23 protein-coding genes and 1 pseudogene are annotated in these 23174 nt (G+C 72.1%); 12 read left to right on the forward strand and 12 right to left on the reverse strand.

Going from position 1 to position 23174, the window contains the following annotated elements; all coding sequences use genetic code 11:
• Window positions 1–28 precede the first annotated feature (28 nt).
• Window positions 29–346: an ASCH domain-containing protein gene (locus C464_RS11445; protein ID WP_006113862.1), complete on the forward strand. Its 318-nt coding sequence runs from the start codon at window positions 29–31 to the stop codon at window positions 344–346.
• A gap of 196 nt (window positions 347–542) precedes the next feature.
• A complete protein-coding gene (locus tag C464_RS11450; RefSeq protein ID WP_006113863.1) occupies window positions 543–1895 on the forward strand; it encodes a short-chain fatty acid transporter in 1353 nt (450 codons plus the stop codon).
• Between the two features lie 18 nt (window positions 1896–1913).
• Here C464_RS11450 and C464_RS11455 read toward each other — a convergent pair whose 3' ends face one another.
• On the reverse strand, window positions 1914–2246 hold the full coding sequence (locus C464_RS11455) for a 2Fe-2S iron-sulfur cluster-binding protein (RefSeq protein ID WP_006113864.1): 333 nt from the start codon (window positions 2244–2246) through the stop codon (window positions 1914–1916).
• Window positions 2247–2334: 88 nt separating this feature from the next.
• A complete protein-coding gene (locus C464_RS11460) occupies window positions 2335–2841 on the reverse strand; it encodes a hypothetical protein (RefSeq protein WP_006113865.1) in 507 nt (168 codons plus the stop codon).
• Between the two features lie 119 nt (window positions 2842–2960).
• On the opposite strand from C464_RS11460, the gene mvaD reads away from it, so the two are divergent.
• Window positions 2961–3959 carry a phosphomevalonate decarboxylase MvaD gene (mvaD, locus tag C464_RS11465; RefSeq protein WP_006113866.1) on the forward strand — a complete coding sequence of 333 codons (999 nt, stop codon included), beginning with the start codon at window positions 2961–2963 and terminating at the stop codon, window positions 3957–3959.
• Window positions 3960–4041: 82 nt separating this feature from the next.
• On the forward strand, window positions 4042–4392 hold the full coding sequence (locus C464_RS11470) for a hypothetical protein (protein ID WP_006113867.1): 351 nt from the start codon (window positions 4042–4044) through the stop codon (window positions 4390–4392).
• Between the two features lie 39 nt (window positions 4393–4431).
• Here the strand turns inward: C464_RS11470 and C464_RS11475 are convergent, their stop codons facing one another.
• The 7 genes from C464_RS11475 to C464_RS11505 all read right to left on the reverse strand — a co-directional run bounded on the left by C464_RS11475 (window position 4432) and on the right by C464_RS11505 (window position 13190).
• On the reverse strand, window positions 4432–5967 hold the full coding sequence (locus C464_RS11475) for a cryptochrome/photolyase family protein (protein ID WP_006113868.1): 1536 nt from the start codon (window positions 5965–5967) through the stop codon (window positions 4432–4434).
• A gap of 92 nt (window positions 5968–6059) precedes the next feature.
• Entirely contained in the window at window positions 6060–6506 is a 447-nt protein-coding gene (locus tag C464_RS11480; protein WP_006113869.1) for a phosphate-starvation-inducible PsiE family protein, read from the reverse strand.
• Window positions 6507–6581: 75 nt separating this feature from the next.
• Window positions 6582–9002 carry a DEAD/DEAH box helicase gene (locus C464_RS11485; RefSeq protein ID WP_006113870.1) on the reverse strand — a complete coding sequence of 807 codons (2421 nt, stop codon included), beginning with the start codon at window positions 9000–9002 and terminating at the stop codon, window positions 6582–6584.
• A 73-nt stretch (window positions 9003–9075) separates the two neighbouring features.
• Complete coding sequence (locus tag C464_RS11490) at window positions 9076–9741, reverse strand: GNAT family N-acetyltransferase (RefSeq protein ID WP_006113871.1); 666 nt, start codon at window positions 9739–9741, stop codon at window positions 9076–9078.
• A 102-nt stretch (window positions 9742–9843) separates the two neighbouring features.
• Window positions 9844–10632: a mechanosensitive ion channel family protein gene (locus C464_RS11495; protein ID WP_006113872.1), complete on the reverse strand. Its 789-nt coding sequence runs from the start codon at window positions 10630–10632 to the stop codon at window positions 9844–9846.
• Window positions 10633–10635: 3 nt separating this feature from the next.
• Entirely contained in the window at window positions 10636–11445 is an 810-nt protein-coding gene (gene dacZ, locus C464_RS11500; RefSeq protein ID WP_006113873.1) for a diadenylate cyclase DacZ, read from the reverse strand.
• A 122-nt stretch (window positions 11446–11567) separates the two neighbouring features.
• Entirely contained in the window at window positions 11568–13190 is a 1623-nt protein-coding gene (locus C464_RS11505; RefSeq protein ID WP_006113874.1) for a GMC family oxidoreductase, read from the reverse strand.
• Between the two features lie 122 nt (window positions 13191–13312).
• Between C464_RS11505 and C464_RS11510 the strand changes: the two genes are divergently transcribed.
• From C464_RS11510 to C464_RS11525, 4 genes are all read left to right on the forward strand, one after another.
• Window positions 13313–13933 (forward strand): class I SAM-dependent methyltransferase, encoded by a 621-nt coding sequence (locus tag C464_RS11510; RefSeq protein ID WP_006113875.1) that lies wholly within the window; start codon window positions 13313–13315, stop codon window positions 13931–13933.
• Between the two features lie 86 nt (window positions 13934–14019).
• On the forward strand, window positions 14020–15132 hold the full coding sequence (locus C464_RS11515; protein ID WP_006113876.1) for an aldo/keto reductase: 1113 nt from the start codon (window positions 14020–14022) through the stop codon (window positions 15130–15132).
• Between the two features lie 57 nt (window positions 15133–15189).
• Window positions 15190–15849, forward strand: a complete 660-nt coding sequence (locus C464_RS11520; RefSeq protein WP_006113877.1) for a hypothetical protein — start codon at window positions 15190–15192, stop codon at window positions 15847–15849.
• Entirely contained in the window at window positions 15846–17198 is a 1353-nt protein-coding gene (locus C464_RS11525; protein ID WP_006113878.1) for a hypothetical protein, read from the forward strand. Before C464_RS11520 ends, C464_RS11525 begins: the two co-directional genes overlap by 4 nt.
• Before the next feature lie 102 nt (window positions 17199–17300).
• On the opposite strand, the gene C464_RS19255 is transcribed toward C464_RS11525, so the two are convergent.
• Window positions 17301–17471 (reverse strand): HVO_0758 family zinc finger protein, encoded by a 171-nt coding sequence (locus C464_RS19255; protein WP_004595617.1) that lies wholly within the window; start codon window positions 17469–17471, stop codon window positions 17301–17303.
• A gap of 162 nt (window positions 17472–17633) precedes the next feature.
• On the opposite strand from C464_RS19255, the gene C464_RS11530 reads away from it, so the two are divergent.
• The 3 genes from C464_RS11530 to C464_RS11540 all read left to right on the forward strand — a co-directional run bounded on the left by C464_RS11530 (window position 17634) and on the right by C464_RS11540 (window position 20664).
• Complete coding sequence (locus C464_RS11530; protein WP_006113879.1) at window positions 17634–18818, forward strand: MFS transporter; 1185 nt, start codon at window positions 17634–17636, stop codon at window positions 18816–18818.
• Window positions 18819–18910: 92 nt separating this feature from the next.
• Window positions 18911–20119 carry a glycosyltransferase family protein gene (locus C464_RS11535; protein ID WP_006113880.1) on the forward strand — a complete coding sequence of 403 codons (1209 nt, stop codon included), beginning with the start codon at window positions 18911–18913 and terminating at the stop codon, window positions 20117–20119.
• A 2-nt stretch (window positions 20120–20121) separates the two neighbouring features.
• Window positions 20122–20664, forward strand: coding sequence for a DUF7109 family protein (locus C464_RS11540; protein WP_006113881.1), 543 nt, complete (start codon window positions 20122–20124; stop codon window positions 20662–20664).
• Between the two features lie 19 nt (window positions 20665–20683).
• Here C464_RS11540 and C464_RS11545 read toward each other — a convergent pair whose 3' ends face one another.
• Window positions 20684–21136: a DUF5804 family protein gene (locus tag C464_RS11545; protein ID WP_006113882.1), complete on the reverse strand. Its 453-nt coding sequence runs from the start codon at window positions 21134–21136 to the stop codon at window positions 20684–20686.
• A gap of 137 nt (window positions 21137–21273) precedes the next feature.
• Window positions 21274–22476: a methionine adenosyltransferase gene (locus tag C464_RS11550; protein WP_006113883.1), complete on the reverse strand. Its 1203-nt coding sequence runs from the start codon at window positions 22474–22476 to the stop codon at window positions 21274–21276.
• Between the two features lie 182 nt (window positions 22477–22658).
• Between C464_RS11550 and C464_RS11555 the strand changes: the two are divergent.
• Window positions 22659–23174: pseudogene (locus tag C464_RS11555) on the forward strand (hypothetical protein); the annotation flags it as partial.

A 23174-nucleotide genomic window follows, 5' to 3' on the forward strand; every position in this document is an offset into this window, starting at 1 on the left:
TAAGCCGGAGCGGACCGAAGGGCGTGACATGACCGACAACGACCCGGCCGACCTGCTCCCGAACGACCGCGTGAAGCAGGCCGCCCTCGACGGCGAGGTGACGCAGCTCCACCGCGGAAACCAGTACGGCGAGGAGGGCGAGACCTTCGAGATCGACGGCGTCGCCTTCGAACTAGTCGAGGTGACCGAGCGCACGCTCGGCGACATGACCGACGAGGACGCGAAACGCGAGGGGTCGCCGTCGCTCTCGGCGTACAAAGAGCGGATGGTCCGCGCGCACGGCGGGAACTTCGAGTGGGACGACGACGCCGACGTGGTCAGACACCGGTTCGAGCGCGCCGAGTAGGCCGCCCCCGAGATCGACGCGGCGAAGCAGGACCGCATCCGCGGACGACGCGGCGACGCCGAACGTCTCGGCCGCCGCCGTCGTATCCCATTATTTATACTGTAGGATACTGGATAGGGAAGCCATGGCAGCCAGTGGCGGGGCCGGGATCGTCGAACGTGTCGGATTTCGAATATTGAACGTCGTCGAACGGTAGATGCCGAGTCCGTTCGTCTTCGCCATCCTGTTGACGTATCTCGTCTACGGGGCCGGCCTGATAGCCACCGACTCCGGGCCGATAGAACTGTTGGAGTTCTGGTACGGGGGGTTCTGGGCGTTCCTCGGCTTCTCGATGCAGATGGTGCTCATCCTGATGACCGGGTTCGTCATCGCGTACCACCCGCGGGTCAACGCGGTCCTCCAGCGGCTGGCCGAGGTCCCGAACTCCGGGGCGCAGGCCGCCGCGTTCGTCGGCTTCATCTCGATGTCGCTGGCGTGGGTCCACTGGGGGTTCAGCCTCATCATGGGCGCGATCTTCGCCCGCGAGATGGGGAAGGTCGCCCACCGGAAGGACATCGACGTCCACTACCCGCTGCTCGCGGTCGCCGGCTACATGGGGCTCGGCCTGACGTGGCACTGGGGGATCTCCGGGTCGGCCCCGCTCCAGTTGACCGACGCGAACAACATCGGTGAGGGGACCGGGTTCGAGTTCCTCTCGTCGACCGTCCCGGCCGCGGAGACGATCTTTCACCCGTACGCGCTCACGCTCACCGCCCTCTCGATCCTGTTCGCGAGCGCCGTGCTGTACGTCCTCGCGCCCTCCGGGGGTCGGGCGAAGGGGATCACGGCGTACGTCGACGAGGCGGAGCTGTTCGACAGGAGTGCGGACGGGGGCCGCGCAGACGACGACGCGGCCGCCGACGGGGGCCGCGCAGACGACGTCCCCGCGGAGCGGCTGAACAACAGCCGGCTCATCGGCGGGCTGGTCGCGCTGTCGGGCGTCGCCCTGCTCGTGCTCCAGTTCGCCAACCAGGGGCTCGGCGCGTTCACGCTGAACGCCGTCAACTTCGGCTTCCTCTTCGCGGGCCTCCTCATCTACCAGCGCCCGGCGTACTACCGCGACCGGTTCAACGACGCGGCCGGCGCGGCGGCGGGGATCGTCCTGCTGTTCCCCTTCTTCGCCGGGATTCAGGGTATCATGGCCGGCTCCGGCCTGGCGCTGCTGCTCGCCGAGGCGCTGCTCGACGTGTCGACGACGGCCACGTACCCCGTGATCGCGTGGGTGGTCGGCTCCGTCGCGAACCTGTTCGTCCCATCCGGCGGCGGCGAGTGGCTCGTCGTCGGACCGTCGGTGCTTCAGGCCGCACAGGAGCTGGGCGTCCCCTACGGGCAGGCGACCGTCGCGTACGCGGTCGGCGACGCGCACACGAACCTGCTGAACCCGTTCTGGGCGCTGCCGCTCCTCGCGATCACGAACGTCAGGGCGCGCGAGATGTTCGGCTACGCCATCGCGATGCTGATCGCGCTCATCCCGTTCCTCGCGATAGCGCTGTACGCGGTACCGTACTGAGCAAATAAAAGCCCGTTTTCAGTCGTCCGCGGCCGCGCCGTCGCCCGCGGCGGTCGCCGCGTCGTCCTCGATGCTCGGCGGGTACTTCCCGCGTTCGAGCTTCAGGTCGGACTGCGGGCGGGCCATACAGGTGAGCGCGTAGCTCTCCGCCTCCTCGTCGGAGAAACCGCGGGCCGCGGGCTGGGTCACCTCGCCCTCGACTATCTCGGCGGAGCAGGCGAGACACATCCCGACGCGGCAGGAGTACTCCTGAGCGATCCCCTCGTCGAAGCAGGCGCTGAGGATCGTCTCCGTGTCGGCCACCTCGATCGTCTCGCCGGTGCCGACGAACTCGACGGTGTACTCGGTCATGGCGCGGAGTACCCGCCGGCCGGGCAAAAAGGGTTCCCCTCGATCGCGTCGCCGTCGCGGGGACGGAAGCGGGCGGGACGCGCGGTCGCTACTCGACGGGGTCCTCGCGGTCGCCCCTCGCGTGCCGGACGGCCCTCGTCACGACCAACAGGCCGACGGCCGCGAGGAAGTCGCGGCCGATCGGTCCGAACACGTCGAGCCACAGGCGCGCGGTCAGCGGGCGGGCGGCGAAGGCGTTCGACCCCAGCAGGAACCGGAGCGAGTGAGGGGCCCCGCCGACGTACTGTCCGGCGAGGGACCCGGCGACGACGGCCGCGAGCAGCGCTCCGAGCGACCGAGCGGTCAGGGGGATCCGCGGTCCGATACCGTCGATCGCGTAGTAGGCGACGAAGAGGAGCCCGGGCACCACGAGGTACGTCCCGGCCACGTCGACGAGCAGATCGAGGGCCGTCCGGGCCGGCACCGGCTGACCCTCCCGTATCGAGTACTGGCGTGAGCGAACCACGGTTTCGAGGAACAGCAGGGCCGCCGAAACGGCGGCGAGTGCGTAGGCCTTCGCCTGGGGTTGCCGGGCGAACGCGTCGCGGAAGGCCATGTCGGCTCGGGCGTCGGCCGCCACTAATAATTTGCCTCGGGGCCGTCCGCGTCGCCGGCCGCTCCGCGTCGCTCCCGCCCATCGCAACGACTAATCCCCCGCCGGACGCTTCCCGAGGTATGACCGGTAAGGCCACCGCGCGAGCCCACCCGATCCAGGGGCTCGTCAAGTACCACGGGATGCGCGACGAGGAACTGCGACTCCCGTACCACGACAGCATCAGCCTCTGTACCGCCCCGACAGCGACGACGACGACCGTCGAGTGGCAGCCGGACGCGAGCGAGGACGCCTACGTCATCGGCGGCGAGGACGTTGACGGCCGCGCCGCCGAGCGCATCGACATGGTCGTCGACCACGTCCGCGACCTGGCCGGCGTCGACGCCGCCGTGCGGCTGGAGAGCGAGAACTCCTTCCCGTCGAACATCGGCTTCGGCTCCTCGTCGTCCGGGTTCGCGGCCGCCGCGCTCGCCCTAGTGGAGGCCGCCGGACTCGACATGTCTCTCCCGGAGGTCTCCACCGTCGCCCGCCGCGGGTCCTCGTCGGCCGCCCGCGCCGTCACGGGCGCGTATTCGCGGCTCGACGCCGGGCTCAACGACGAGGACTGCCGCTCCTATCGGCTCGACGTGGGCGTGAGCGAGGACGGCTTCGACCCCGAGGAGGACCTCCGGATCGTCGCCGCGCACGTTCCCGCGTACAAGGAGACGGAGGAGGCCCACCGCGAGGCCGCCGCGAGCCACATGATGCAGGCGCGGACCGCGCACGTCCAGGACCAGCTGGTCGAGATGACCGACGCGCTCCGCGCGGGCGACTTCGACCGGATCTTCGAGACCGCCGAGCACGACTCCCTCTCGCTGACGGCGACGACGATGACCGGGCCCGCCGGGTGGGTGTACTGGCAGCCCGAGACGATCGCCGTGTTCAACGCGGTCCGCGAGCTGCGGGAGTCGGGCGTTCCAGTCTACTTCTCGACCGACACCGGGGCCTCGGTGTACGTGAACACGCTCGCCGACCACGTCGACGAGGTCGAGAGCCGGATCGCCGAGGTCGGGATCGACACCGACGTCTGGGAGGTCGGCGGTCCGGCGCGCGTCCTCGACGAGAGCGAGGCGCTGTTCTGACGGGGCGCGATGGGGGCGGCGAAACGGGGCTTGCGGGCTCCGTCGCGGTGATTTATGCGCACGCGGGTTGAATCAGGGTGACATGTCACCGATCGCCGACGCGATCCTCTCGTTCGACGGGCCCACGCCCCGCGTCGTCGCGGACCTCCGGAGCGTCTCGTTCGAGATCGAACACGTCCGCGGGGACGTCGAGGACCGCTACTCGGACGCCGACCTCGACGAGGCGTACCAGCTGGTGATGTCGAACCAGATCACGGGCGACGACTTCAAGCGCCTCGTGGGGCGGAGCGAGTACGCGGCGCAGACGCTGTTCTTCGACGACCTCGTGGTGTTCCTCTTCCCGTCGGACCGGTACGACGCGGTGTTCGCGTCGTTCGACTACGACGAGTCGTTCCCCGTGAACGCGCTGGTGAGCGCGGTCACCGAAGTCTAGCGGGAGGAGTGAGCCGGGGTGAGCGGCCCGCGACGACGGTCACTCGTCCGGGTCTTCGCCGCGGGCCCGCTTGTACATCGCGAGCGCCTCCTCGCGGCGCTCCGAGTGGTCGACGATCGGCGCGGGGTACGCCGGAGCCGCGTTCGCGCGCTGCGTCGGCGACAGCTCGTGCCACTCGTGGATCAGGTCGGCCTCGACGCCGCGCAGTTCCGGGACGTACTCCTTGATGTACTCCGCGTCGGCGTCGTAGCGCTCGCCCTGCGTCATCGGGTTGAAGATGCGGAAGTACGGCTGCGCGTCGGTCCCGGTCGAGGCCGCCCACTGCCAGCCGCCGTTGTCGTTCGCGGTGTCGTGGTCGGCAAGGTGCTCGCGGAAGTGGTCGTAGCCGTGCCGCCAGTCCGCGAGCAGGTCCTTCGTGAGGAAGGAGGCGACGATCATCCGCACGCGGTTGTGCATGAACGCCTCCTCGCGCAGCTGGCGCATCCCGGCGTCGACGATGGGGTACCCCGTCTCGCCGCGCTTCCACGCCGCGATCTCCTCGGGGTCGTCGCGCCAGTCGATCCCCTCCTCGTACTCCTTGTAGTTCGCCGTCACCACCTCGGGGTTGTGGAAGAGGACCTGCGTGTAGAACTCCCGCCACGCGAGCTGCTGTTGGAACTCCTCGACCTGCTCGGGGGCGTCGTCGGGTCGCGCGTCGGACTCGGCCTCGGCCATCGCCTCCTCGGTCGCCGCGTACGCCTCCCGGACGCCGATCTCGCCGTACTTGAGGAAGGCGGACAGGCGAGAGGTCGCCCCCTCGGCGGGGAAGTCGCGCTCGGCCTCGTAGGCGAACACCGCCTCGTCGAGGAAGTCGGCGAGGCGCTCGCGGGCCGCGGCGGTCCCCGCCGGTCCGACGTCGGCGTCCGGCTCCGCGAAGCCGAGGTCGGCGGGCGTCGGGAGGTCGCCGACCGCGGCGACGGGGGACGCGTCGACGCCGCCGTCGGCCGCCGTCGCGTCGCTCGCGTCGGTCCCGTCGACAGCGTCGGCCGCGTCCGCGAGTCGGTCGGCGTCCGCGAGCGCCTCGTCGCTCGGCGCGGGGGCCGGGTCCGCCTTCGCGCGGTCGGTCCACTTCTTCCAGTAGTAGCTGTACACGGAGTACGGGTCGCCGGCGTTCGTCCGGATGGCGTCGGGGTCGTGGAGGACCGCGTCGTGGTGGGCCTCGCGCGCGACGTCGACCGCGTCGAGCGCGCGCCGCACGCCCGCGTCGCGCTCTCGGGCGAGCCCCGAGTAGTCGCGGTTCCAGACGACGCGCTCGGCGTCGAGCGCCTCGGCGAGCCGCGGGAGGACGGCCTCGGGGTCGCCGCGGGCGACGAGGAGGTCGCTCCCGCGCTCGCGGTAGTCGTCGCGCAGCGCGGCGAGCCCGTCGAGCAGGCGGCGGACCCGCACGTCGCTCGCGTGGTCGAGGACGGCGGGGTCGAAGACGAAGACGGGCGCGGCCGGTCCCCGGTCGGCCTCGTCGGTCTCGGTCCCCGCGGCGGCCGCGAGCCCCACGTTGTCCGCGGCCCTGAGGTCGCGTCGGTGCCAGAACAGCTCCATGGGATCAACACGGGCGCGTCCACCGTGAAACCACCGGGACCGCCGGCGGATGCCCCGCGGGCGTCGGTCGGGTCGTCCCGGTCCGTCGGCGATCAGAGCTCCAGCCGCCCCGGGACGCTCACGCGGTCGAGGAGGAAGTAGCCGACCGTGAGCGCGAGGACGAGCACGCCGAGCGCCGCGGCCGCGAGCAGCGCCTCGTCGCCCGTGCCGTAGTCGTCGAGCCGGAAGCTGATCACGCGCCGCGAGACCGCGATTATCGCGGCGCTCACGACGATCCGGAGGACGGGCTGGCCGCGCGCGTACGCCACGAGCGTCCGGTGGACCTCCACGATGATCAACAGCAGGAGGACGCTGTCGAGCAGCTCGACGACCTCCGCCGGGTCGGTGAAGTTGCCGGCGACGAGCAGGCGGTACAGCGAGACGAACAGGTCGAACACGCCGATGAGGAACAGGAGGAGGAGGAAGTACGCCGCGCCGAGGACGAGCCACTCCATCGCGCGGGCCGCGGGGTCCGCGGCGTCGTCGAGGTCGATGGCCATCGTCTGCCACTCGACCCCGGGCAGCAAGGAACTTTGGGTGGCTCGGGTCAGGCGTCGGCGTTTGGGTGGGCCGAGTCAGACGTCCGCGTCGGCTCCCGTGAGCGATTCGAGCAGTCGGACGGCCGGGGCCTTGGCCAAGGGGTCGTTGCCGTTGCCGCAGTGGGGCGACTGGACGCAGGCCGGGCAGCCGCCCTCGCAGTCGCAGGTGTCGATCAGCCGCGCCGTCCGCGTCATCAGCTCCTCGATCCGACGGTGGCCGCGGCGCGTGAGCCCGACGCCGCCGGGGTAGCCGTCGTAGACGAACACCGCCGGGCCCTCGGTGTGCGGGTGGTGGGGCGTCGAGATGCCGCCCACGTCGGCGCGGTCGCACAGCAGGTGGAACGGGAACAGCGAGATGATCCCGTGTTCGGCGGCGTGGATCCCGCCGTTGAACGCGTACTCGCCGCCGGGGATCGGCTCGTCGTCGGGCCTCCCCCCGTCGGCGCTGACCGCCGGGCCAGCCCCGTCCTCGTCGACCGCGTCGCCGAGGCGGCGCATCTCGCGCTCGACGTCCTCGGGCACGGGGAAGTACAGCGACTTCGTCCGCAGCGTCGTCTCCGGGAGGTCGAGCGTCGACTCGCCGAGCGACTCCCCGGTCGCGGCGTCCTTCCGGACGAACCCCGTGATCTGCTCCGTCACCGTGACGTCCGCGAACCGGACGGGAACGTCGGGGCGCGCCGAGAGCGCGCGCTCGTCGAGGTCCGCGTTCACGACGATGTCCTTGTCGGAGCGCACCTGCGTGTAGTAGTCCGCCCAGGACTGCTGGAGCTCGGCCACGTCGCGGTCGAGGTCCAACTCGACCACCTCGTAGGTTCGGCCCTGCTGGTGGTAGATCGCTCCCGGGTGCGCGTCCCGGAGCGCGTCCGCGAAGCCGAGCGTCGCCACCGTCTCCCCGCTCGACCGCTCGATCAGCGATATCTCGCGCTCCTCGGCGGTGCGGAGGTTCACCGACTGCTGCGGGCTCCCCCCGCCGGCGTGGACCCAGCGCGTACCGTCCGCGGCCTCGCGCCGTTCGAGGACGCCCTCCTCGGTCAGGTCGGCGACCACGCTCGGGAACGAGTCGCCGAAGAAGCGCTCGTCCTCGGGCGAGAGCCAGCTCTCGTCGGCCGCACACGCCACGTGGCCGGGCATGAGCTGTCCGTTCTCCGGGTCGCAGATCGCGTCCTCGGGCGGCGCGTCGAAGAAGTCGCTCGGGTTGCGCATCAGGTACTGGTCGAGCTGGTCCTCGCCGCCGACCATGACGACCGTGGCGGGGTCGTCGCCGCGGCCCGCCCGGCCCGCGCGCTGGTGGGCGGACATCCGCGTCCCGGGGTAGCCGTCCAGCACCACGGCGTCGAGCCCGCCCACGTCGACGCCGAGTTCGAGCGCGCTCGTCGACCAGACGCCCCGGAGGTCGCCGCCGTGGAGCGCCGACTCGATCTCGCGGCGGCGGTCGTCGGTGAGCGCCGCCTGGTACGCGCCGACCTTCCCGGCGAGGTCGCGCTCGCCCCGCTCGCGGAGGTCGCTCGCGCTGTCGGTCGCGTACTGCTCCGCGGTCTGGCGCGCGCGGGTGAACGCGAGCGTCTGCTGGCCCGCCGTGACGAGGTCGACGAAGAGTCGTTTGCTCTCCGTGTGGCTCGACTTCCGCCGGCCGCTGCCGCGCTCGGCCCAGTCGTCGTCGTACTCGGGCGGGTTCCACAGCACCCAGTCGCGCGGTCCGCGTCCCGAGGCGTCCTCGTCGACCAGGGCGATCCCCTCGGGGTCGCGACCGGTGACGGTCGCGACGTGGTCGACGGGGTTGTTGATCGTCGCCGAACAGCAGACGAACTGCGGCGCGGAGCCGAACCGCTCGCAGGTCCGTGCGAGCCGGCGGAGCGTCAGCGCGACCTGCGAGCCGAACACGCCGCGGTAGCTGTGGACCTCGTCGATCACGACGTACTCCAGCGACGAGAAGAACCAGTCCCACAGCCGCCCCGCGTACGGGAGCAGCGCGTAGTGGAGCATGTCCGGGTTCGAGAGGAGGACGGTCGGACGGCGGTCGCGCACGTCGCGCTTCTCCGAGCGCGAGAGCCGGCCGGTGTAGGAGTCGACCGACACGCGGCTGCCGAAGCCGAGGTCGGCGGCGAGCCCCGAGAGCGACTCCTCTTGGTCCGCGATCAGCGCGTTCTGCGGCCCGAGGTAGAGGGTCCGCCCGCCGTGATCCATCGCGGCCTCGAACGCGGGGACGGTGTACGCGAGCGACTTGCCGCTGGCCGTCTCGGTCGCGAGCACGACGTCGTCGCCGTCGCGGACCGCGCCGATCGCGTCGGCCTGATGCCGGTAGAGGCGCTCGACGCCGCGGTCGTCGAGCGCGCCGGCGAGCCGTGGTTCGAGGTCGACGTCGGCGAACTCGGGGTCGCGCGCCGGGAGCCGCCGGTGGTCGGCGATCTGTCCCTCGTAGAAGGGGCGGTCGCGCAGCCACTCGATGGCGTCGTCCACGGTTACGATACCCTCGGGCCGGCGGGGCCTAACGGTTGCGGTGGCGGCGGCGGCACGGCGCGCGCCTCGCCGGTCAGTCGTCCGCCGGCGACCGCCCGGGACCGCGGTCGGCCGGCGAGAGGTCGACCGCCGGCTCCGCGGGCCCCTCGCGGGCGAGCGGCGGCCAGCGGACTTCGGTCGCGATCGGCCGGTCGAGGTCGAGCCGCATCCGGAGGTCGCCGCGCCGCTCGACGACCTCGAAGCCGACCGTCCGGTAGACGCTCCGGGCGGGACGGTTCCCGGTCTCGACGTGGAGTTCGATCCCGTCGCGGCCGGCGGCCGCGGCGTTGGCGATCACGTGTCGGCACAGCTCGGTCCCGACGCCCCGGTCCTGCGCGTCGGGGTGGACGAAGACGGCGAGTTCGGGCGTTTCGGCGTCGGTCGGCGTGTACACCGCGTGGCCGAACAGCTCGCCGTTCCGCTCGGCGACGACGTTGTTCCCCTCGGACAGCAACGACCGGATCCAGTCGACGCGCCGCCGCCGGCTCACCGGCGGGAGCCCCTGCGCGCGGTGGGGACGGCCGAACCGCTCGTACATCTCGGCGAGGAACGGCTCGTCGGCGTCGGTCGCGGGCCGGATCGTCCAGCGCGCGCCCTCCTCGTCGACGAAGCGCGGACACCGCGGCGGGCAGTGCGGCGTCCCCTCGCACTCGCTCCCGTCCCAGCCGTCGCAGGCGACGCTCGCGGTATCGGGGCTCATGGCTCGACGTTCGCACCGGATCGTGTTATAGGGTGACAACGACTTTCACGGCGTGGGAATCGGTGACGGAGACTGCGCGGGCACGACGCGGCCGGGCGGGGGCTACTCCCGGATCAGCACGATGCCCTCGCGGAACACCGCGTGGTTCGGGACGACGTGCTCCTCGCCGTCGGTCTCGATGTGGGTGACGAAGAGGTCGACCTCTTGGACGACGCCGCGCTCGCCCGCGACGCGGACCTCGTCGCCGATGCCGTACGGCTGCCGGAGGAGGAGGAAGACGCCGGCGGCGGCCGACGCGACCAGGTCCTTCGTCGCGAGCGCGGCGAACAGCACGACCGCGAACGCGTACGCCGCGAGCAACACGATGAGCGCGAGCGTCTGGACGCCGACCTGGCCGAGCGCGATGAGCGCGGCGACGTAGACGACGCTGTACTTCACGAGCGTCGGGAGCACGCCGAGTTCGGGGAGCTTGATCCCCCGGAGGCGCTCGGCGACGAGCAGCTCCGTCTTGTCGCCGACGACGACGCCGACGACGAGGACGACGGCGGCGACGAACAGCCGCGGGAGGAAGGCGGCGACCCCCGACCAGAACTGTTCGAGGTAGTTCACGTCCGCGACCGTCAGCGCGACGATGACCGTGACGGCGACGATGAAGTAGCTCGACAGTTGTGCCAAGATCCGCACCGTCGAGGTGTCGAACTCGCGGGCCGTCCGCTCGAAGGCCGTCCCCTCGATCACCTCCGGGACGCCGGCGCGGCGGAGCAGCCGCCGGTTGATCACGCCGACGAGGTACGCCAGCAGGAGGCCGACGACGAGGACGAACAGCGCCAGCCAGATCCGGTCCGGGACGGTCCGCGCGAACTCGGAGAGGGCGGTCGGGACCGCGGACATCTGTCAGTACTCCTCCGGATCGATCTCCAAGACGAGTTCGCCGGCCTTGAACGCCCGAACGAGCCCGTCCGACTCGGAGAGGACGATAGCGGTCGAGTTGGTGTCGCGGGTGATGGCGGCCCCGGACATGTGCCGCGCGCCGAGCCCCTTCGGGATGTCGACCCCCTCCGCGGCGGGTTCGAGGTAGCGGTACGCGGAGACGATCTTCCCGGAGTCGGAGACGACGAACGCGCCGTCGAGCCGCGAGAACTCCTTCAGCATGACGTTCACGATGGGGTCGCCGACGTGGACGTGGCTCTTCTCGAAAGGGTTGTACGACAGCGGCCGCGACTTGTTCATCACCTTCCCCGCGTCGCCGACGACGAACAGCGCGCCCACCGGCTTCCCCTTCTGCCCCTTCTGGCCGAGTTCGATCGCGACCTCGAACACGTCGCGGATGACGCTCGGCTCGGCCCGGGAGTTGGCGAACAGGTCGTAGATGCCGGTGCGGATCTCCTCGTCGACGGTGACCCGGACGACCGCGTCCGAGCCGCCGTCGAAGACGGAGGCGACGCAGGCCACCTCGTCCCCCTCGGAGACGAGGTCCGCGTCCATCGCGCCCTCGATCCCGAACCGGATCCGGTCTTTCACGTTGTCGAAGGGGAGGGGCAGGTCGACGAACGTCTCGGCGTCGACGTCGTTGTCGGGCGCGACGACGACGACCTCACCCCCGTCGTCCGCGAACCGCTCGTAGAAGGAACTCGTCGGGGAGAACAGCAGGGCGGCGTCGACGTCCGCGACGAGGTCCGCCAGGTGGTCGGTGAGCGAGGCCATTGAGCCACGTGACTCTCGGTGGGCGTATAGTCGTTGCGTCGGCGTCGTGCGAACGTCTGACGCCGGGCGGGATCGCCCTGCGATTCGACGCGGAAGAGCTGACGGCTCGCGCGCAGATCCGATCAATCGTCGGCCGCCGCCGGTTCCTCCGCGTTCGGCGGCCGCCGGTCGCGAATCAGGTCGGCCGCTCGCTCGGCGACCGCTATCGTCGGGGCGTTCGTGTTGCCGCCGACGAGCGTGGGCATCACGCTCGCGTCGACGACGCGGAGCCCCTCGACCCCGTGAACTCGGAGCTCCTCGTCCACGACCGCCGCCTCGTCGTCGCCCATCCTACACGTGCCGACGGGGTGGTACACCGTGTGGCACGTCTCGCGGACGTGCCGGGCGATCTCCTCGTCGGTCCGGGCGTCCTCGCCGGGCCACACCTCCCGCCCGACGTACTCCGAGAGCGCGTCCTGCCGCGCGATCTCGCGGGCCCGCTTGACCCCGTCCACGAGGGCGTCGACGTCCGCGTCCGCCGCGAGGTAGTTCGGGTCGATGGCGGGATCGTCGAACGGGTCGGCCGACCGGAGCGCGATGCGCCCCCGGCTCTCCGGCCGGAGCTGCGTCGCGCCGATCGACAGCCCCCGCCCGGTGTCGGGGTTCTCGAAGCCGTGCTCCATGAAGTACGAGGGGGCGAAGTGGAACTGGAGCTCCGGCCGGGACTCGCCGTCGCCGGTGCGGACGAACCCGCCGGCCTCGGCGACGTTGGAGGTCAGCTTCCCGCGCTTGCGGAGGAACCAGTTGAAGACGTCCTTCAGTCCGCCGGCGTCGTCCAGCGTGCTGACGTCGTCGTCGGTCTCGTAGACGGTGAACGCGAACAGGTGGTCCTGGAGGTTCCGACCGACGCCGGGCGAGTCCGCCTCGACGTCGATGCCGTGGTCCGCGAGGTGGTCGGGGTCGCCCACGCCCGAGAGCATGAGGAGCTGCGGCGAGTTGACCGCGCCGGCGCTGAGGACGACCTCCTCGCTCGCGCCGACGGACTGAGCCTCGCCGCCCTGCCTGTACCGAACGCCGGTGGCGCGGCCGTCCTCGACGGTCACCTCGGTCACCTGTGCGCCGGTCTCGGCGGCGAGGTTCGGTCGGTCGAGGGCCGGTTTGAGGTACGCGTCGGCCGCGCTGTGGCGCTTCCCGTTCTTCTGCGTGACGTGGTACGTCCCCACGCCCGCCTGCGCCGCGCCGTTGAAGTCGTCGTTGCGGTCGTAGCCCGCCTGCGCGGCGGCGTCGACGAACGCCCGCGAGACCGGCCGCGGCGAGGACTGATCCGCGACGTTGAGCGGTCCCGCGGAGCCGTGGTACGGCGACGACGAGGGGGCGAACGTCTCCGCCCGCTTGAAGTACTCCAGCATGGCGTCGTACCCCCAGCCGTCGTTGCCGAGATCCGCCCAGTCGTCGTAGTCCGACGGGTGACCGCGGACGTAGATCATCGCGTTCGTGGAGGAGCACCCGCCGAGCGTCTTGCCGCGCGGCCAGTAGAGCCGTCGGCCGGCGCAGCCCTCCTGCGGCTCGGTGTGGTACTCCCAGTCCGCGTCGGTCTCGAACAGCTCCGGGAACCCTGCCGGGATCCGCATGTTCCGGTCGTCGTCGGGCGTGCCCGCTTCGAGGAGGAGCACGCTCGTGTCCGGATCCGCGGTGAGTCGGTTCGCGAGGACGCAACCCGCCGAGCCGGCCCCGACGACGACGAAGTCGTATGCCGTGTCTGTCATAGACAACCATGTGAGTGTCCGGCAGTTAACTGTGTCCGGTCCGCGGCGGGCGCGGTCTCGGGGTCGCCGTGCCGCCGCGCGGCGTTCGACGCCGTTATCCCTCGCTATCCGAGTCGTTACGCGTGGACCCCGACACCGTCCGAGACGCGTGGCGAGAGCGGGCGGGAGAGTACTCGCCGGCGTACTACGCGTACCGTGGGCCGAACGAGACGAGCGCGGTGATCCGAGAGGCCCTCTCGGCGCGCCTCGACCGCGACGCCGCCGTCCTCGAACTCGGCTGCGGGTCGGGCCGTCACCTCCGACACCTCGCGGCGCACGGATTCGAGGACCTGTCCGGCGTCGACATCGACCCCGGGGCCTTCGAGACGATGCGGGAGACGTATCCCGAGCTCGCGTCCGCGGGGACGTTTCACTGCGGCTCCCTGACCGAGGTCGTCGGGGAATTCGACGACGGCGCGTTCGACGCGGTGTACTCGGTCGAGACGCTCCAGCACGTCCCCCCGGACGCCGAGTCGGTCTTCGGGGAGATCGCGCGGATCACCGACGAGGTCTTGATCACGGCGGAGATCGAGGAGCCGACGACCGAGCCGGCGTCGGCGGACCCGGAGGTGAACTTCGTCGACGACGACACGCCCCTCTACTACCGCGACTGGGGCGAGATATTCGGCTCGCTGGGGCTCACCGAGGTCGACGTCGTCCGCGGCGACAGGGACACGACGCGGACGTTCCGCGTCGCCGACTGAGCGATCGAAGCCTCTCCGTCCGCCTCACCCGCCCCTCGCTCGGTCTCCCGCGCGACTTTTATCCGAGAGCCGACTACCCGAGCCACATGGCGACTCGCGAGGCCCTCTGGGGGTACCGGAACCGGTTCGGCGACGCCTTCGGGCGCACCTACTTCCGCCGGTTCGGTCCCGGCGTCGTCTCCAGCGTCGGGATCGGGACGTACCTCGGCGAGCCGACGCCCGCGGTCGACGAGGCCTCGCGCGAGTCGATCGAACTGGCGCTGCGGTCGGGAGTGAACCACGTCGACACCGCGGCCAACTACCGCTGCGGCCGCGCCGAGCGCGTCGTGGGCGAGGCGCTCCGAGCGGCTCCCGTCGACCGCGAGTCCGTCGTCGTCGCGACGAAGGGGGGATTCCTCCCGTTCGACGGCGAGCGCCCGAGCGACCCGAGCGCGTACGTCCGAGAGCGATTCGTCGAGCCGGGGATCGTCGCCCCCGACGACCTCGCGAACGGCGCGCACGCGATCACGCCGGAGTTCCTCGAGTGGTCGCTCGACCGCTCGCTCGACCGGCTCGGCCTCGACTCGGTCGACTGCTACTACGTCCACAACCCCGAGACGCAGCTCGCCGTCAGGTCGCGGGCCGACGTGTACGACGCGCTCGGAGCCGCGTTCGAGGCGCTCGAACGCCGACGCGCCGCGGGCGATCTCGGGGCCTACGGCGTCGCGACGTGGGACGCGTTCCGCGTCCCGGAGGGCGGCGATCGATACCTGTCGCTCGCCGAGGTGCTCTCGCGGGCCGAGGCCGCGGGCGAGGCGGTCGGCCCCGACGACGACCACGGGTTCGAGGCGGTCCAGCTCCCGTTCAACGTCGCGATGGCGGACGCGTTCACGCGGCGGAACCAGCCCGCGCCGCCGGGCGCGGACGCGGACGGACCGGTCTCGGCGCTCTCGTTCGCGCACGAGGCCGGGCTCTCGGTGGTGACGAGCGCGAGCATCGGGCAGGGCGACCTCGCGGTCGAGGGCGCGGTCCCGGCCGACGTCGACGCGACGCTCGCGGGGGAGACGCCGGCCCAGCGCGCGCTCAACTTCGCGCGGAGCGCACCCGGCGTCACCTCGTCGCTCGTCGGAAGCGCCGACCCGGAGCATGTCCGCGAGAACGTCGCGGCCGGCACCTTCGACCCGCTGGGCGCGTCGGCGTTCGACGCCGTCTTCGAGTGACCGCGGACGGCGGCCGACCCCACAAGACGTTTACCCGGACCGTCGGTAGCCGCCCCCATGTCCCCCACGCGACGAACCCTCCTCCGCGGCGGCGTCCTCGGCGCGGTCGCCGCGCTCGCTGGTTGCTCCGGGCCCGACGACCCAGAGTCCGAGTCCGTCCGGCGACGGACCTCCGGGACCGACACGGACCCGACCGTCCTGAAGCCGCGGAACCCGAACGGCGACCGGGTCCTCCTCGACGGAAGCGAGGTCGACGGCGATCGGTTCCCCCTCGCCGTCGACCGCGAACTCGTCACGAGCGCGGAGCGAGCGGCCGACCTGCTCGCCGCCGAGGGCGTCGCCGACGCGGACCGCGAGCGAATCCGGTCGTTCCTCGACGAGACCGACTACGACGCGGAGACGGTGTACGTCTCGCCCGCGGGCGTCAGGTCGTGCGAGCGGCTCCGCGTCGCGTCCGTCTCGTGGGACCCCGGACGCGTGGAGTACGAGTACTGCCGCGAACTCAGGCCGCCGGACGAGGCGTGCGAAGCGGACGCGCGGGTCGCGCTCGCCCTGCTGTTCAGGCTCTCGGTCGTACTCGACGGCCGGCTCAACGGGTCCGGCTCCAGCGGGAGGTCGCCGTGTCGGACCACGGGGACAGAGTACGGCGTGATCGACGGGAACGCGACCGTCCCGGGGAACGACACGGCCCTCGGCGACGGAGGTGACTCTCCGTGACGCGGCGGGTGACCCGACGCGGCGCGCTCGCGGCCGCCGGCGCGGCCGCGGTCGGCTCGCTCGCGGGCTGTTCGGACGTTGGGACCGAGCCGAGATTCTGGGACGACCCGCCGTCGCTGGACGTCGCCGCGGTCCCGAGGGAGTTCGAGGACCCCGTCCCGGCCCGGCCGCGGCTCGTCCCCGTCGACGTCGAGCCGCGGGTCGCGGCCGCGTTCGCCGACCGCGTCGACCGCCTGCTCGGCGTGGTCCCGGAGCCGCTGACCGCGGAGCGGCTCCCGCACGGCGGGTTCCGCGAGCGGATCGAGACGGAGCGGGCGGCGGCCCGCGAGGCGCTCCCGGGACCCGACGAGTCGCTCCCGCCGCTGGAAGCGGCCGAGCGGTACGCGGCGGCGCGCGGTCACGCCGCGACCGCCGTCGGCACGTGGGCGGCCGTGACCGTCGAGGGCGAGCCGGAGTCGGTGGCGGCCGACCTCGGGACGGTGCGTCACCGCGCGTCCGAGACGCTCGACGCGCTCCCGGGTCCCGCCGCGGACCCGCTCGCGGGCACCGCGGTCTACGGCCCGCTCGAACGCTGGTACGATAACGCGCTCCGCCGCACGCTGGTCGGCGGCGGGAGTCCGGCAGACGAGGCGAATCCGATCCGGGCGGGAGAGGCGGTCGGGAACGTCGAGCGCGTCCAGTCGTCCGTCGAGGCCGGGCGGTACCTCCGGGACCGGTACGCGGCCTCGACCCCCGACCCGGAGCCGGTCGCCGAACCGATCCGCCGCGAGATGAACCGCCTCGGCCGCGCGGTCGGCGACCGGCTCCGCGAGCTCCACGGCGAGGGGGTCGAGGACCTGCGAGAGAGCCCCGGAACCGAGGCCTTCGTCGACGGGCGCGCCGTCGCGCGCGACGCGCCGAGCACCTCCCTCCTGTCGAGCGCGGTCTACCGGACCTTCGACGACTTGTGGTTCGATCCGGTCGCGTTCGGCGGTTACGAGCCCGACCACCCGGTGACCGGGCTGACCCGGACCGCGCTCGTCCGGACCCGACTCCGGGCGCTCGACGCCGTCGCCGCGCGCGTCGAGGCGGGAGAGACGATGTTCCCGGACGACGCCGCGGCGGTCGGCTCGGCGCGCGAGGCGGCGATCGGATCGGCCGGGGCGCTCGCGAGGAGCGAGAACCCGCTGGCCCGGTGGCTGGTGACGCAGTTCCTGCCGCTGTTCGCGGTACAGGACCGGGCGCTCGCGGCCGACGAGCGGAGCGCGCGCTCGGCGGTCGAGGCGTACACCGAGTACCGGTGGATCGAGACGGTCGCGGGCGAGGCCGAGGCGGTCGCGGCGTCGGTCGCCGACGGGTTCGAGTCGTGAGTGGGGCCGACCGGACGGGGCCGGTCCGCGAGCGGTCGGTCGCGAGAGGAGTGAAAGGAAGCGCAGAGGGCGGCTAGCGGGGAGGCGACGCGTCGACGGCGGTCAGCGGAGCTCCTTGAATCGGGCACCGCACTCCGGGCAGATCCGCACCGAGAACACCTCGTCGGGGTCGTTCTCCTTCTTCAGCACCTGCTCGCAGTCGGCGCAGTTGAGCCGCTCGTAGGTGTCCTTCATCAGGTCGCCGTCGCGGAGTCCCTTGCGCGTAGATTTCATACCCGCCGTTCGGGGGCGGGGCGGATAAAAACCCCGTACGACATCGGTCTGACGCGTCGGCCGAAACCGACGGGAGACGCGCCGTCGCCGGCGGCGGTCGACCTCGGGGTGCTACCCGGCCGCTTTCGCAACGCTTGTGTCCGGGCGCGCGGAATCGCCGCCGTGTCACGGACCCGGCTGTTCGGATCGCTCTGCGCGCTGGTGTTCCTCGTCAACTTCGCGCGCGTCGTGTTCGCCCCCCTCGTGGGCGAGTTCATCGACGCGTTCGGGATCCGCGAGGGGACCGCCGGACTCATCGTCACGCTCGCGTGGCTTGGCTCGGCCGCGCCGCGGCTCCCCGCCGGCTGGGCGCTCACGCGGTTCACCCGGCGGCGGGTCATCCTCGTCTCCGGCGCGATGCTGACGGCGGGCGCGCTCGGCGTCGCCCTCGCGCCGGGCGTGCTCGCGCTGATGGTCGCCGCCTTCGCGGTCGGGCTGGCCTCCGGCGTCTACTTCGTCGCCGCGAACCCCTTCATCGCCGAGCTGTTCCCGCAGCGCGTCGGTCGGGTGATGGGCGTCCACGGCATGGCGAGCCAGCTCTCGGCCGTCATCGCCGCGCCCGCGGTCACCGTCGCGCTGTGGTACGACTGGCGGTACGCCTTCTACGCGCTCGCGGTCGCCGCCGCCGTCAGCACGGTCGTCTTCGCCGCGCTCGTGCGGCGGGCCGACCTCCCGGACGCCGGCGCGAGCGACACCGACTTCCTCGGGGCCGCCCGCGGCGAGTGGAAGCTGATCCTCGCCGGCATCGTGCTGATGGGCCTCACGAGCTTCGTCTGGCAGGGGCTGTTCAACTTCTACGAGCTGTACATGATCGACAAGGGGCTGGCGCGGGCGACCGCGCGGAACCTCCTGACGGTGATCTTCGCGGCCGGCGTCCCCGCCTTCCTCGTCTCGGGCGACCTCGCGGACCGGCTCCCCCACGTCCCGTACCTGCTTGGCATCGTGGCCGCGTTCGTCGGCGGGGTCGTCCTCGTCGTCGTCGCCGAGGGGGTGGCGGCGGTGATCGCCGCGAGCGTCGTCGTCGGCTTCGCCATCCACATGCTGTTCCCGGCGGGCGACACGTACCTGCTCGCGTCGCTGCCCGACGAGTCGCGCGCGTCGGCGTACGCGATGTTCTCGGCCGGGATGATGTCCACGCAGGCGGCCGGCTCGTGGGTCGTCGGCGAGGCCGTCGAGGCGGGCGCGGCGTACGACGCGGTCTTCCTCGCGCTCGCCGGGGGACTGGCGCTCCTCGTCGCGACGTACGCGGTGCTGTACCGCCTCGGACGGGTCCCCGGTGGCGCGGCGGGCGCGACCCGGACCGCCTGAGGCGACGCCCCGGACGCCGACCCCGCGGTCCGGGACCGAACGGGGGTGGGCTACCGCACTTGTTTTGGTCGTCGCACCCGTGTGATAGATAAATGGAGTACGTTCAGGAGCGCGTGACGACCCTCCACGCGTTGACCGACCACCGGCCCGACGCGCCGACGGACCGCGCGGCGGTCGTCGTGCCGATGACCGAGCGCGAGTACGGGACGCTCGCGGCCGAGCGCGTGCTCTCCACGCTGGAGACGGTCGACCCGGCCCGGGTGATCGTCCCGCTGCGGGCGTCGGCCGACCGCGCCGGCCCCTTCGCGGACTGGCTCGACGGGTTCGACCTCGACGTCGAGACGCTGTGGTGTGACGGCCCCCGGCTGGCGTCGCTGCTGGAGGCGCGCGGGCTCGACGGCGACCGGGGCAAGGGCCGCGACGTGTGGCTCGCCCTCGGTCGCGCGCTCGACGAGGAGTTCGTGGTGGTCCACGACGCCGACACGAAGACGTACTCGCCGGCGTTCGTGAACCGGCTGCTGTTCCCCTTGGGGCGCGGGTACGCGTTCTCGAAGGGGTACTACGCCCGCGTCGAGGACGGCTCGCTGTACGGGCGGCTGTTCCGGCTGTTCTTCCGGCCGCTCGTCCGCGCGCTCGGCGACGCCGCGCCGGGGCGAGAGCCCGACGTCCTCCGGTACCTCTCGGCGTTCCGCTACGCGCTCGCCGGCGAGTTCGCGGCGACGAGCGACCTCGTCTCCCGGCTCCGCGTCCAGCGCGGCTGGGGGCTGGAGGTCGGGACGCTCGGCGAGGCGTTCGCCCACGCTGGCTTCGCCGACAGCGCGCAGGTCGACCTCGGGCGCTACGAGCACGACCACCGCTCCGTCGACGGGCCGACCGGCCTCGCCGACATGAGCCGGGCGGTCGGCGCGGCGACCCTGCGCGCGGTCGAGGACGCCGGCGTCGACGTCGACTACGACGGCCTCGCCGAGCGGTACCGCGAGGCCGCGGAGTCGCTGACGGACGGCTACGCCGCAGACGCGGCGTTCAACGGGCTCTCGTACGACGCGGACGACGAGCGCTCGCAGGTGGCGACGTACGCCGAGGCGCTGGCGGCTCCGGGGCCCGACACCCGGCTGCCGGCGTGGCAGGACGCGCCCGTCGACCCCGACGAGGTCTTCGAGGCCGCGACCGCCGACCTCGACGCGGTGCGGGGAGAGGGCGCGGGAGGCGACCGGAAGGACGCCGGAGGCGGCGGAACCGGCGCAGTCGGCGGGTCGACGGCCGGGAAGGGTCAGACGGAGCCCGCGCCGAGGGAGGACTGACGGTGGCCGACGAGAGCGGACCGAGCGTCGCCGCGCGCGACGACCTCGCCGGGGTCGTCGACCTGTTCGAGTGGCTCACGCGCGCCGAGCTCTCGCGGGCGCTCTCCGAACTGGCGTTCAAACGGCGGACCGAGGTCGACGAGGCGGCCATCGACGCCGCCATCGACCGCGCGGTCGACGAGTACGCGCTCGTGCCGGCCCCCGAGGGAGCGCTCTCGGGCGATCGCAGTTCGCTCGACGAAGCCGCGGAGCGGGACGCGGAGGAGGACACCGCCCTCGCGGTCGGGCCGGCGGCGTTCCCGACGCTCCCGGACGGGGCGGCGGACCTCCCGCACATCCTCGACGTGCCCGACCGCGGCGTCGACCGCGAGGTCCTCGCGGACGCGGTCCTCGACCGGCTCCGCCGCGAGGCGGTGACGGCGATGGACGGGGGCGACGCCGAGCGGCTGGAGACGCTCGCGGACGTGACCTACGACGTGGAGGCGTGGGCTCCGGTCGACGTGGACCCCGTTCGGACGCGGATCCTCGCGGAAGTCGACGAGTGACTCGGCCGGGCCCCGTCGCTCACCCGGAGAACTCGGACTCGCTCACGCGGACGACGACCGTCTCGTCGACGTCGCGGAGGTCGTACTCGGGCGTCTCGCCCTGTCGCCGCCGGACGAACAGCGGCTCGACCGGGCGGCCGTCGACGAGCCCGAACACCTTCAGGCGCTGATCGGTCTCCTCCGGCGGCACCTCGCCGTCGCGGACCTCGCGGGCGAGGTCGCGGGAGAGCCACTCGTCGGTCGCCACCGAGGGCTCCGACACGAACGCCTCGTCGACGAAGCGGATGAGGTACCAGTCGAGGTCGTTCAGCAGCGAGACGGCGGCCCCGAGGCTCACGGTGTCGACGGCGACGCTGTTCTCGAACGGCTCCTCGATGTCGTAGGTGGCGAGCGCGTCGCGAGCCGTCTCGCGGGAGAGCAACTCGTAGGAGAGCTCCACGTCGGGGTCGCCGAGGAGACACACCCGCGTCATGGTCGTGGTTCCGACCGGGCGGCGCAAATCCGTTGCGGTCGGCGGTCGGCGGAGGGCGGAGCGGTCGTCGGGCGGCGGAGGGCGGAGCGGTCGCGGGCGGCGGAGGGCAGAGCGGTCGTCGGGCGGCGGCTTCCGATTCAGAACGTCGAGACGTCGCCCTCGATGACGCTGCGGGTCACGTCCGTCACGTCGGCCAGCTCGCGGTCGACGATCGCGAGGACGTCCTCCTCGATGTCGCCTAATTCGACCGCCTCCTCGGTGACGATCTGCGCGTCCGCGACGTGCGGCTCGTCGATCGGCCGGCCGATCTGCGAGAGGAGCCGGACCTGGAGGTCGCGGATCCCGTCGACCTCGCTCGTGACGGACTCGGCGACGCGGGTGGAGAGCAGGTTGTAGATCTTCCCGATGTGGTTGACGGGATTCTTCCCGGAGGTCGCCTCCATCGACATCGGGCGGTTGGGCGTGATGAGCCCGTTGGCGCGGTTGCCGCGCCCGACCGAGCCGTCGTCGCCCTGCTCCGCGGAAGTACCGGTGACGGTGAGGTAGACGGAGCCCTCGTCGTAGTCGTCGGCCGTGTTGACGTCGACGTGGACCTCGCGGTCCGTGTACTCGCGGGCGAGGTCGTCGACGTACTCGCGGACGGACGCGACCGCGTCGTCGTACTCGCCGAGGCCGTCGACGTAGGCGTCGACCATCGCGGCGGCGACGGTGATGTCGATCCGGTCGCCCTCGCGTTTGCCCATGATCTTCACGTCGGGGCCGAGCTCGGGGTGGTCGTCGTGATAGGTCGTGTTGAGCGCGCGCTCGGCCTCGTGGACGATGGTCTCCGTCTCGGTGAGCGGGGCGTGGCCCACGCCGAAGGAGGTGTCGTTGGCCATCGGCACCTCCTGGGTCTCCTCGCCGAAGACGTCCTGGAGGTCGCCCGACCCCTCGCCGAGTCGCGCGTCGACGACGACGTCGGTGCCGTACTCCAGCTCCGGGATGGCCTCGGAGAGGTAGTCGCGGGCGGCCGCGAGCGCGGTCGAGTCGACCGGGAGCTGCTCGCCGTCGTACTCCTTCGTGGCGCGGCCGACGATGAGGATGTAGATGGGCTCGACGACCTCGCCGCCGCCGAACGCGGGGGCCGCGCGGCCGGCGACCAGCTGGGTCTCGTCCGTGTTGTAGTGGAGCACCTTGCCGACGCGGTCCAGGTAGAGCTGGGAGAGCGCCCGCGAGACCGACTCCGCGACGCCGTCGCAGATCGAGTCGGGGTGACCGATCCCCTTCCGCTCGACGATTTCGACCTCCTGGTCCTCGACCGCCTGCCGGTCAAGGCGGCTGACCTGTATGTTCCGGTCCATTAGCGCCGGATACTCCGCGGGCGACAGTATAACTTGCGGAAACTCTTCAGCGATGCCGAATTACCACTGGTAATCAACTAACGGTCGTACCGAACCCAACCGATCGTCGCGCCGTCTCCGGTCGCGCAAGCGGACGTTTGTGCCTCGGCAACGCCTTTCCGTCAGCCCCGATACGACGTCCCATGGACGAACTCGCGCCCTCTCGGCGCACCCTCCTCGCCGGCGCGGTCGCCGGCGGTCTCGGCGCGGTCGCGGGCTGTCTCGGAGACGACACCGACGGCGAGCCGGGCGGCGGCCCGGAGCTCTCGCTGTCGCTCTCGCGGATCGACGGGACGCTGCGCGACCGCCACGTTCGCGGCCACGACGACCCGCCGGACCACTGGGACGAGGCGGCGCTCGGCGCCGTGCTGGTCGGGGAACCGTACACGACCCAACACCGGAAGCCGTTCTTCGCGGAGCCCGACGACCCCGCGTACGTCCGCGACGAGGGGACCTACTACCGGCTTCGGTCCGTCGCCGTCGACGAGGTCGCGGAGACGCATCCGGTCCTCCGGCTGTTCGAAGCGGCGGGCGAGGTCGAGTCGCCGGTCGACGGCAGCGAGGGCGGGGAGCTCCCGCGGGTCGATCAGCGCGCGGTCCGGATCGGGCACTTCGCCGCGCGGGCCCGCGGGAACGAGGGGGGATACCCGGCGGACTTA

It is taken from the genome of Halorubrum coriense DSM 10284 (assembly GCF_000337035.1).
GTDB lineage: Archaea > Halobacteriota > Halobacteria > Halobacteriales > Haloferacaceae > Halorubrum > Halorubrum coriense.

Excerpts from the sequence above, each read along its gene's own strand:
- C464_RS11490 (WP_006113871.1), bottom strand. The coding sequence starts at position 9,741 with ATGAGCCCCGATACCGCGAGCGTCGCCTGCGACGGCTGGGACGGGAGC.
- C464_RS11520 (WP_006113877.1), top strand. The coding sequence starts at position 15,190 with ATGTCCCCCACGCGACGAACCCTCCTCCGCGGCGGCGTCCTCGGCGCG.
- dacZ (WP_006113873.1), bottom strand. The coding sequence starts at position 11,445 with ATGGCCTCGCTCACCGACCACCTGGCGGACCTCGTCGCGGACGTCGAC.
- C464_RS11535 (WP_006113880.1), top strand. The coding sequence starts at position 18,911 with ATGGAGTACGTTCAGGAGCGCGTGACGACCCTCCACGCGTTGACCGAC.
- C464_RS11455 (WP_006113864.1), bottom strand. The coding sequence starts at position 2,246 with ATGACCGAGTACACCGTCGAGTTCGTCGGCACCGGCGAGACGATCGAG.
- C464_RS11495 (WP_006113872.1), bottom strand. The coding sequence starts at position 10,632 with ATGTCCGCGGTCCCGACCGCCCTCTCCGAGTTCGCGCGGACCGTCCCG.
- C464_RS11505 (WP_006113874.1), bottom strand. The coding sequence starts at position 13,190 with ATGACAGACACGGCATACGACTTCGTCGTCGTCGGGGCCGGCTCGGCG.
- C464_RS11515 (WP_006113876.1), top strand. The coding sequence starts at position 14,020 with ATGGCGACTCGCGAGGCCCTCTGGGGGTACCGGAACCGGTTCGGCGAC.
- C464_RS11545 (WP_006113882.1), bottom strand. The coding sequence starts at position 21,136 with ATGACGCGGGTGTGTCTCCTCGGCGACCCCGACGTGGAGCTCTCCTAC.
- C464_RS11445 (WP_006113862.1), top strand. The coding sequence starts at position 29 with ATGACCGACAACGACCCGGCCGACCTGCTCCCGAACGACCGCGTGAAG.
- C464_RS11480 (WP_006113869.1), bottom strand. The coding sequence starts at position 6,506 with ATGGCCATCGACCTCGACGACGCCGCGGACCCCGCGGCCCGCGCGATG.
- C464_RS19255 (WP_004595617.1), bottom strand. The coding sequence starts at position 17,471 with ATGAAATCTACGCGCAAGGGACTCCGCGACGGCGACCTGATGAAGGAC.
- C464_RS11550 (WP_006113883.1), bottom strand. The coding sequence starts at position 22,476 with ATGGACCGGAACATACAGGTCAGCCGCCTTGACCGGCAGGCGGTCGAG.
- C464_RS11475 (WP_006113868.1), bottom strand. The coding sequence starts at position 5,967 with ATGGAGCTGTTCTGGCACCGACGCGACCTCAGGGCCGCGGACAACGTG.
- C464_RS11470 (WP_006113867.1), top strand. The coding sequence starts at position 4,042 with ATGTCACCGATCGCCGACGCGATCCTCTCGTTCGACGGGCCCACGCCC.
- C464_RS11460 (WP_006113865.1), bottom strand. The coding sequence starts at position 2,841 with ATGGCCTTCCGCGACGCGTTCGCCCGGCAACCCCAGGCGAAGGCCTAC.
- mvaD (WP_006113866.1), top strand. The coding sequence starts at position 2,961 with ATGACCGGTAAGGCCACCGCGCGAGCCCACCCGATCCAGGGGCTCGTC.
- C464_RS11450 (WP_006113863.1), top strand. The coding sequence starts at position 543 with ATGCCGAGTCCGTTCGTCTTCGCCATCCTGTTGACGTATCTCGTCTAC.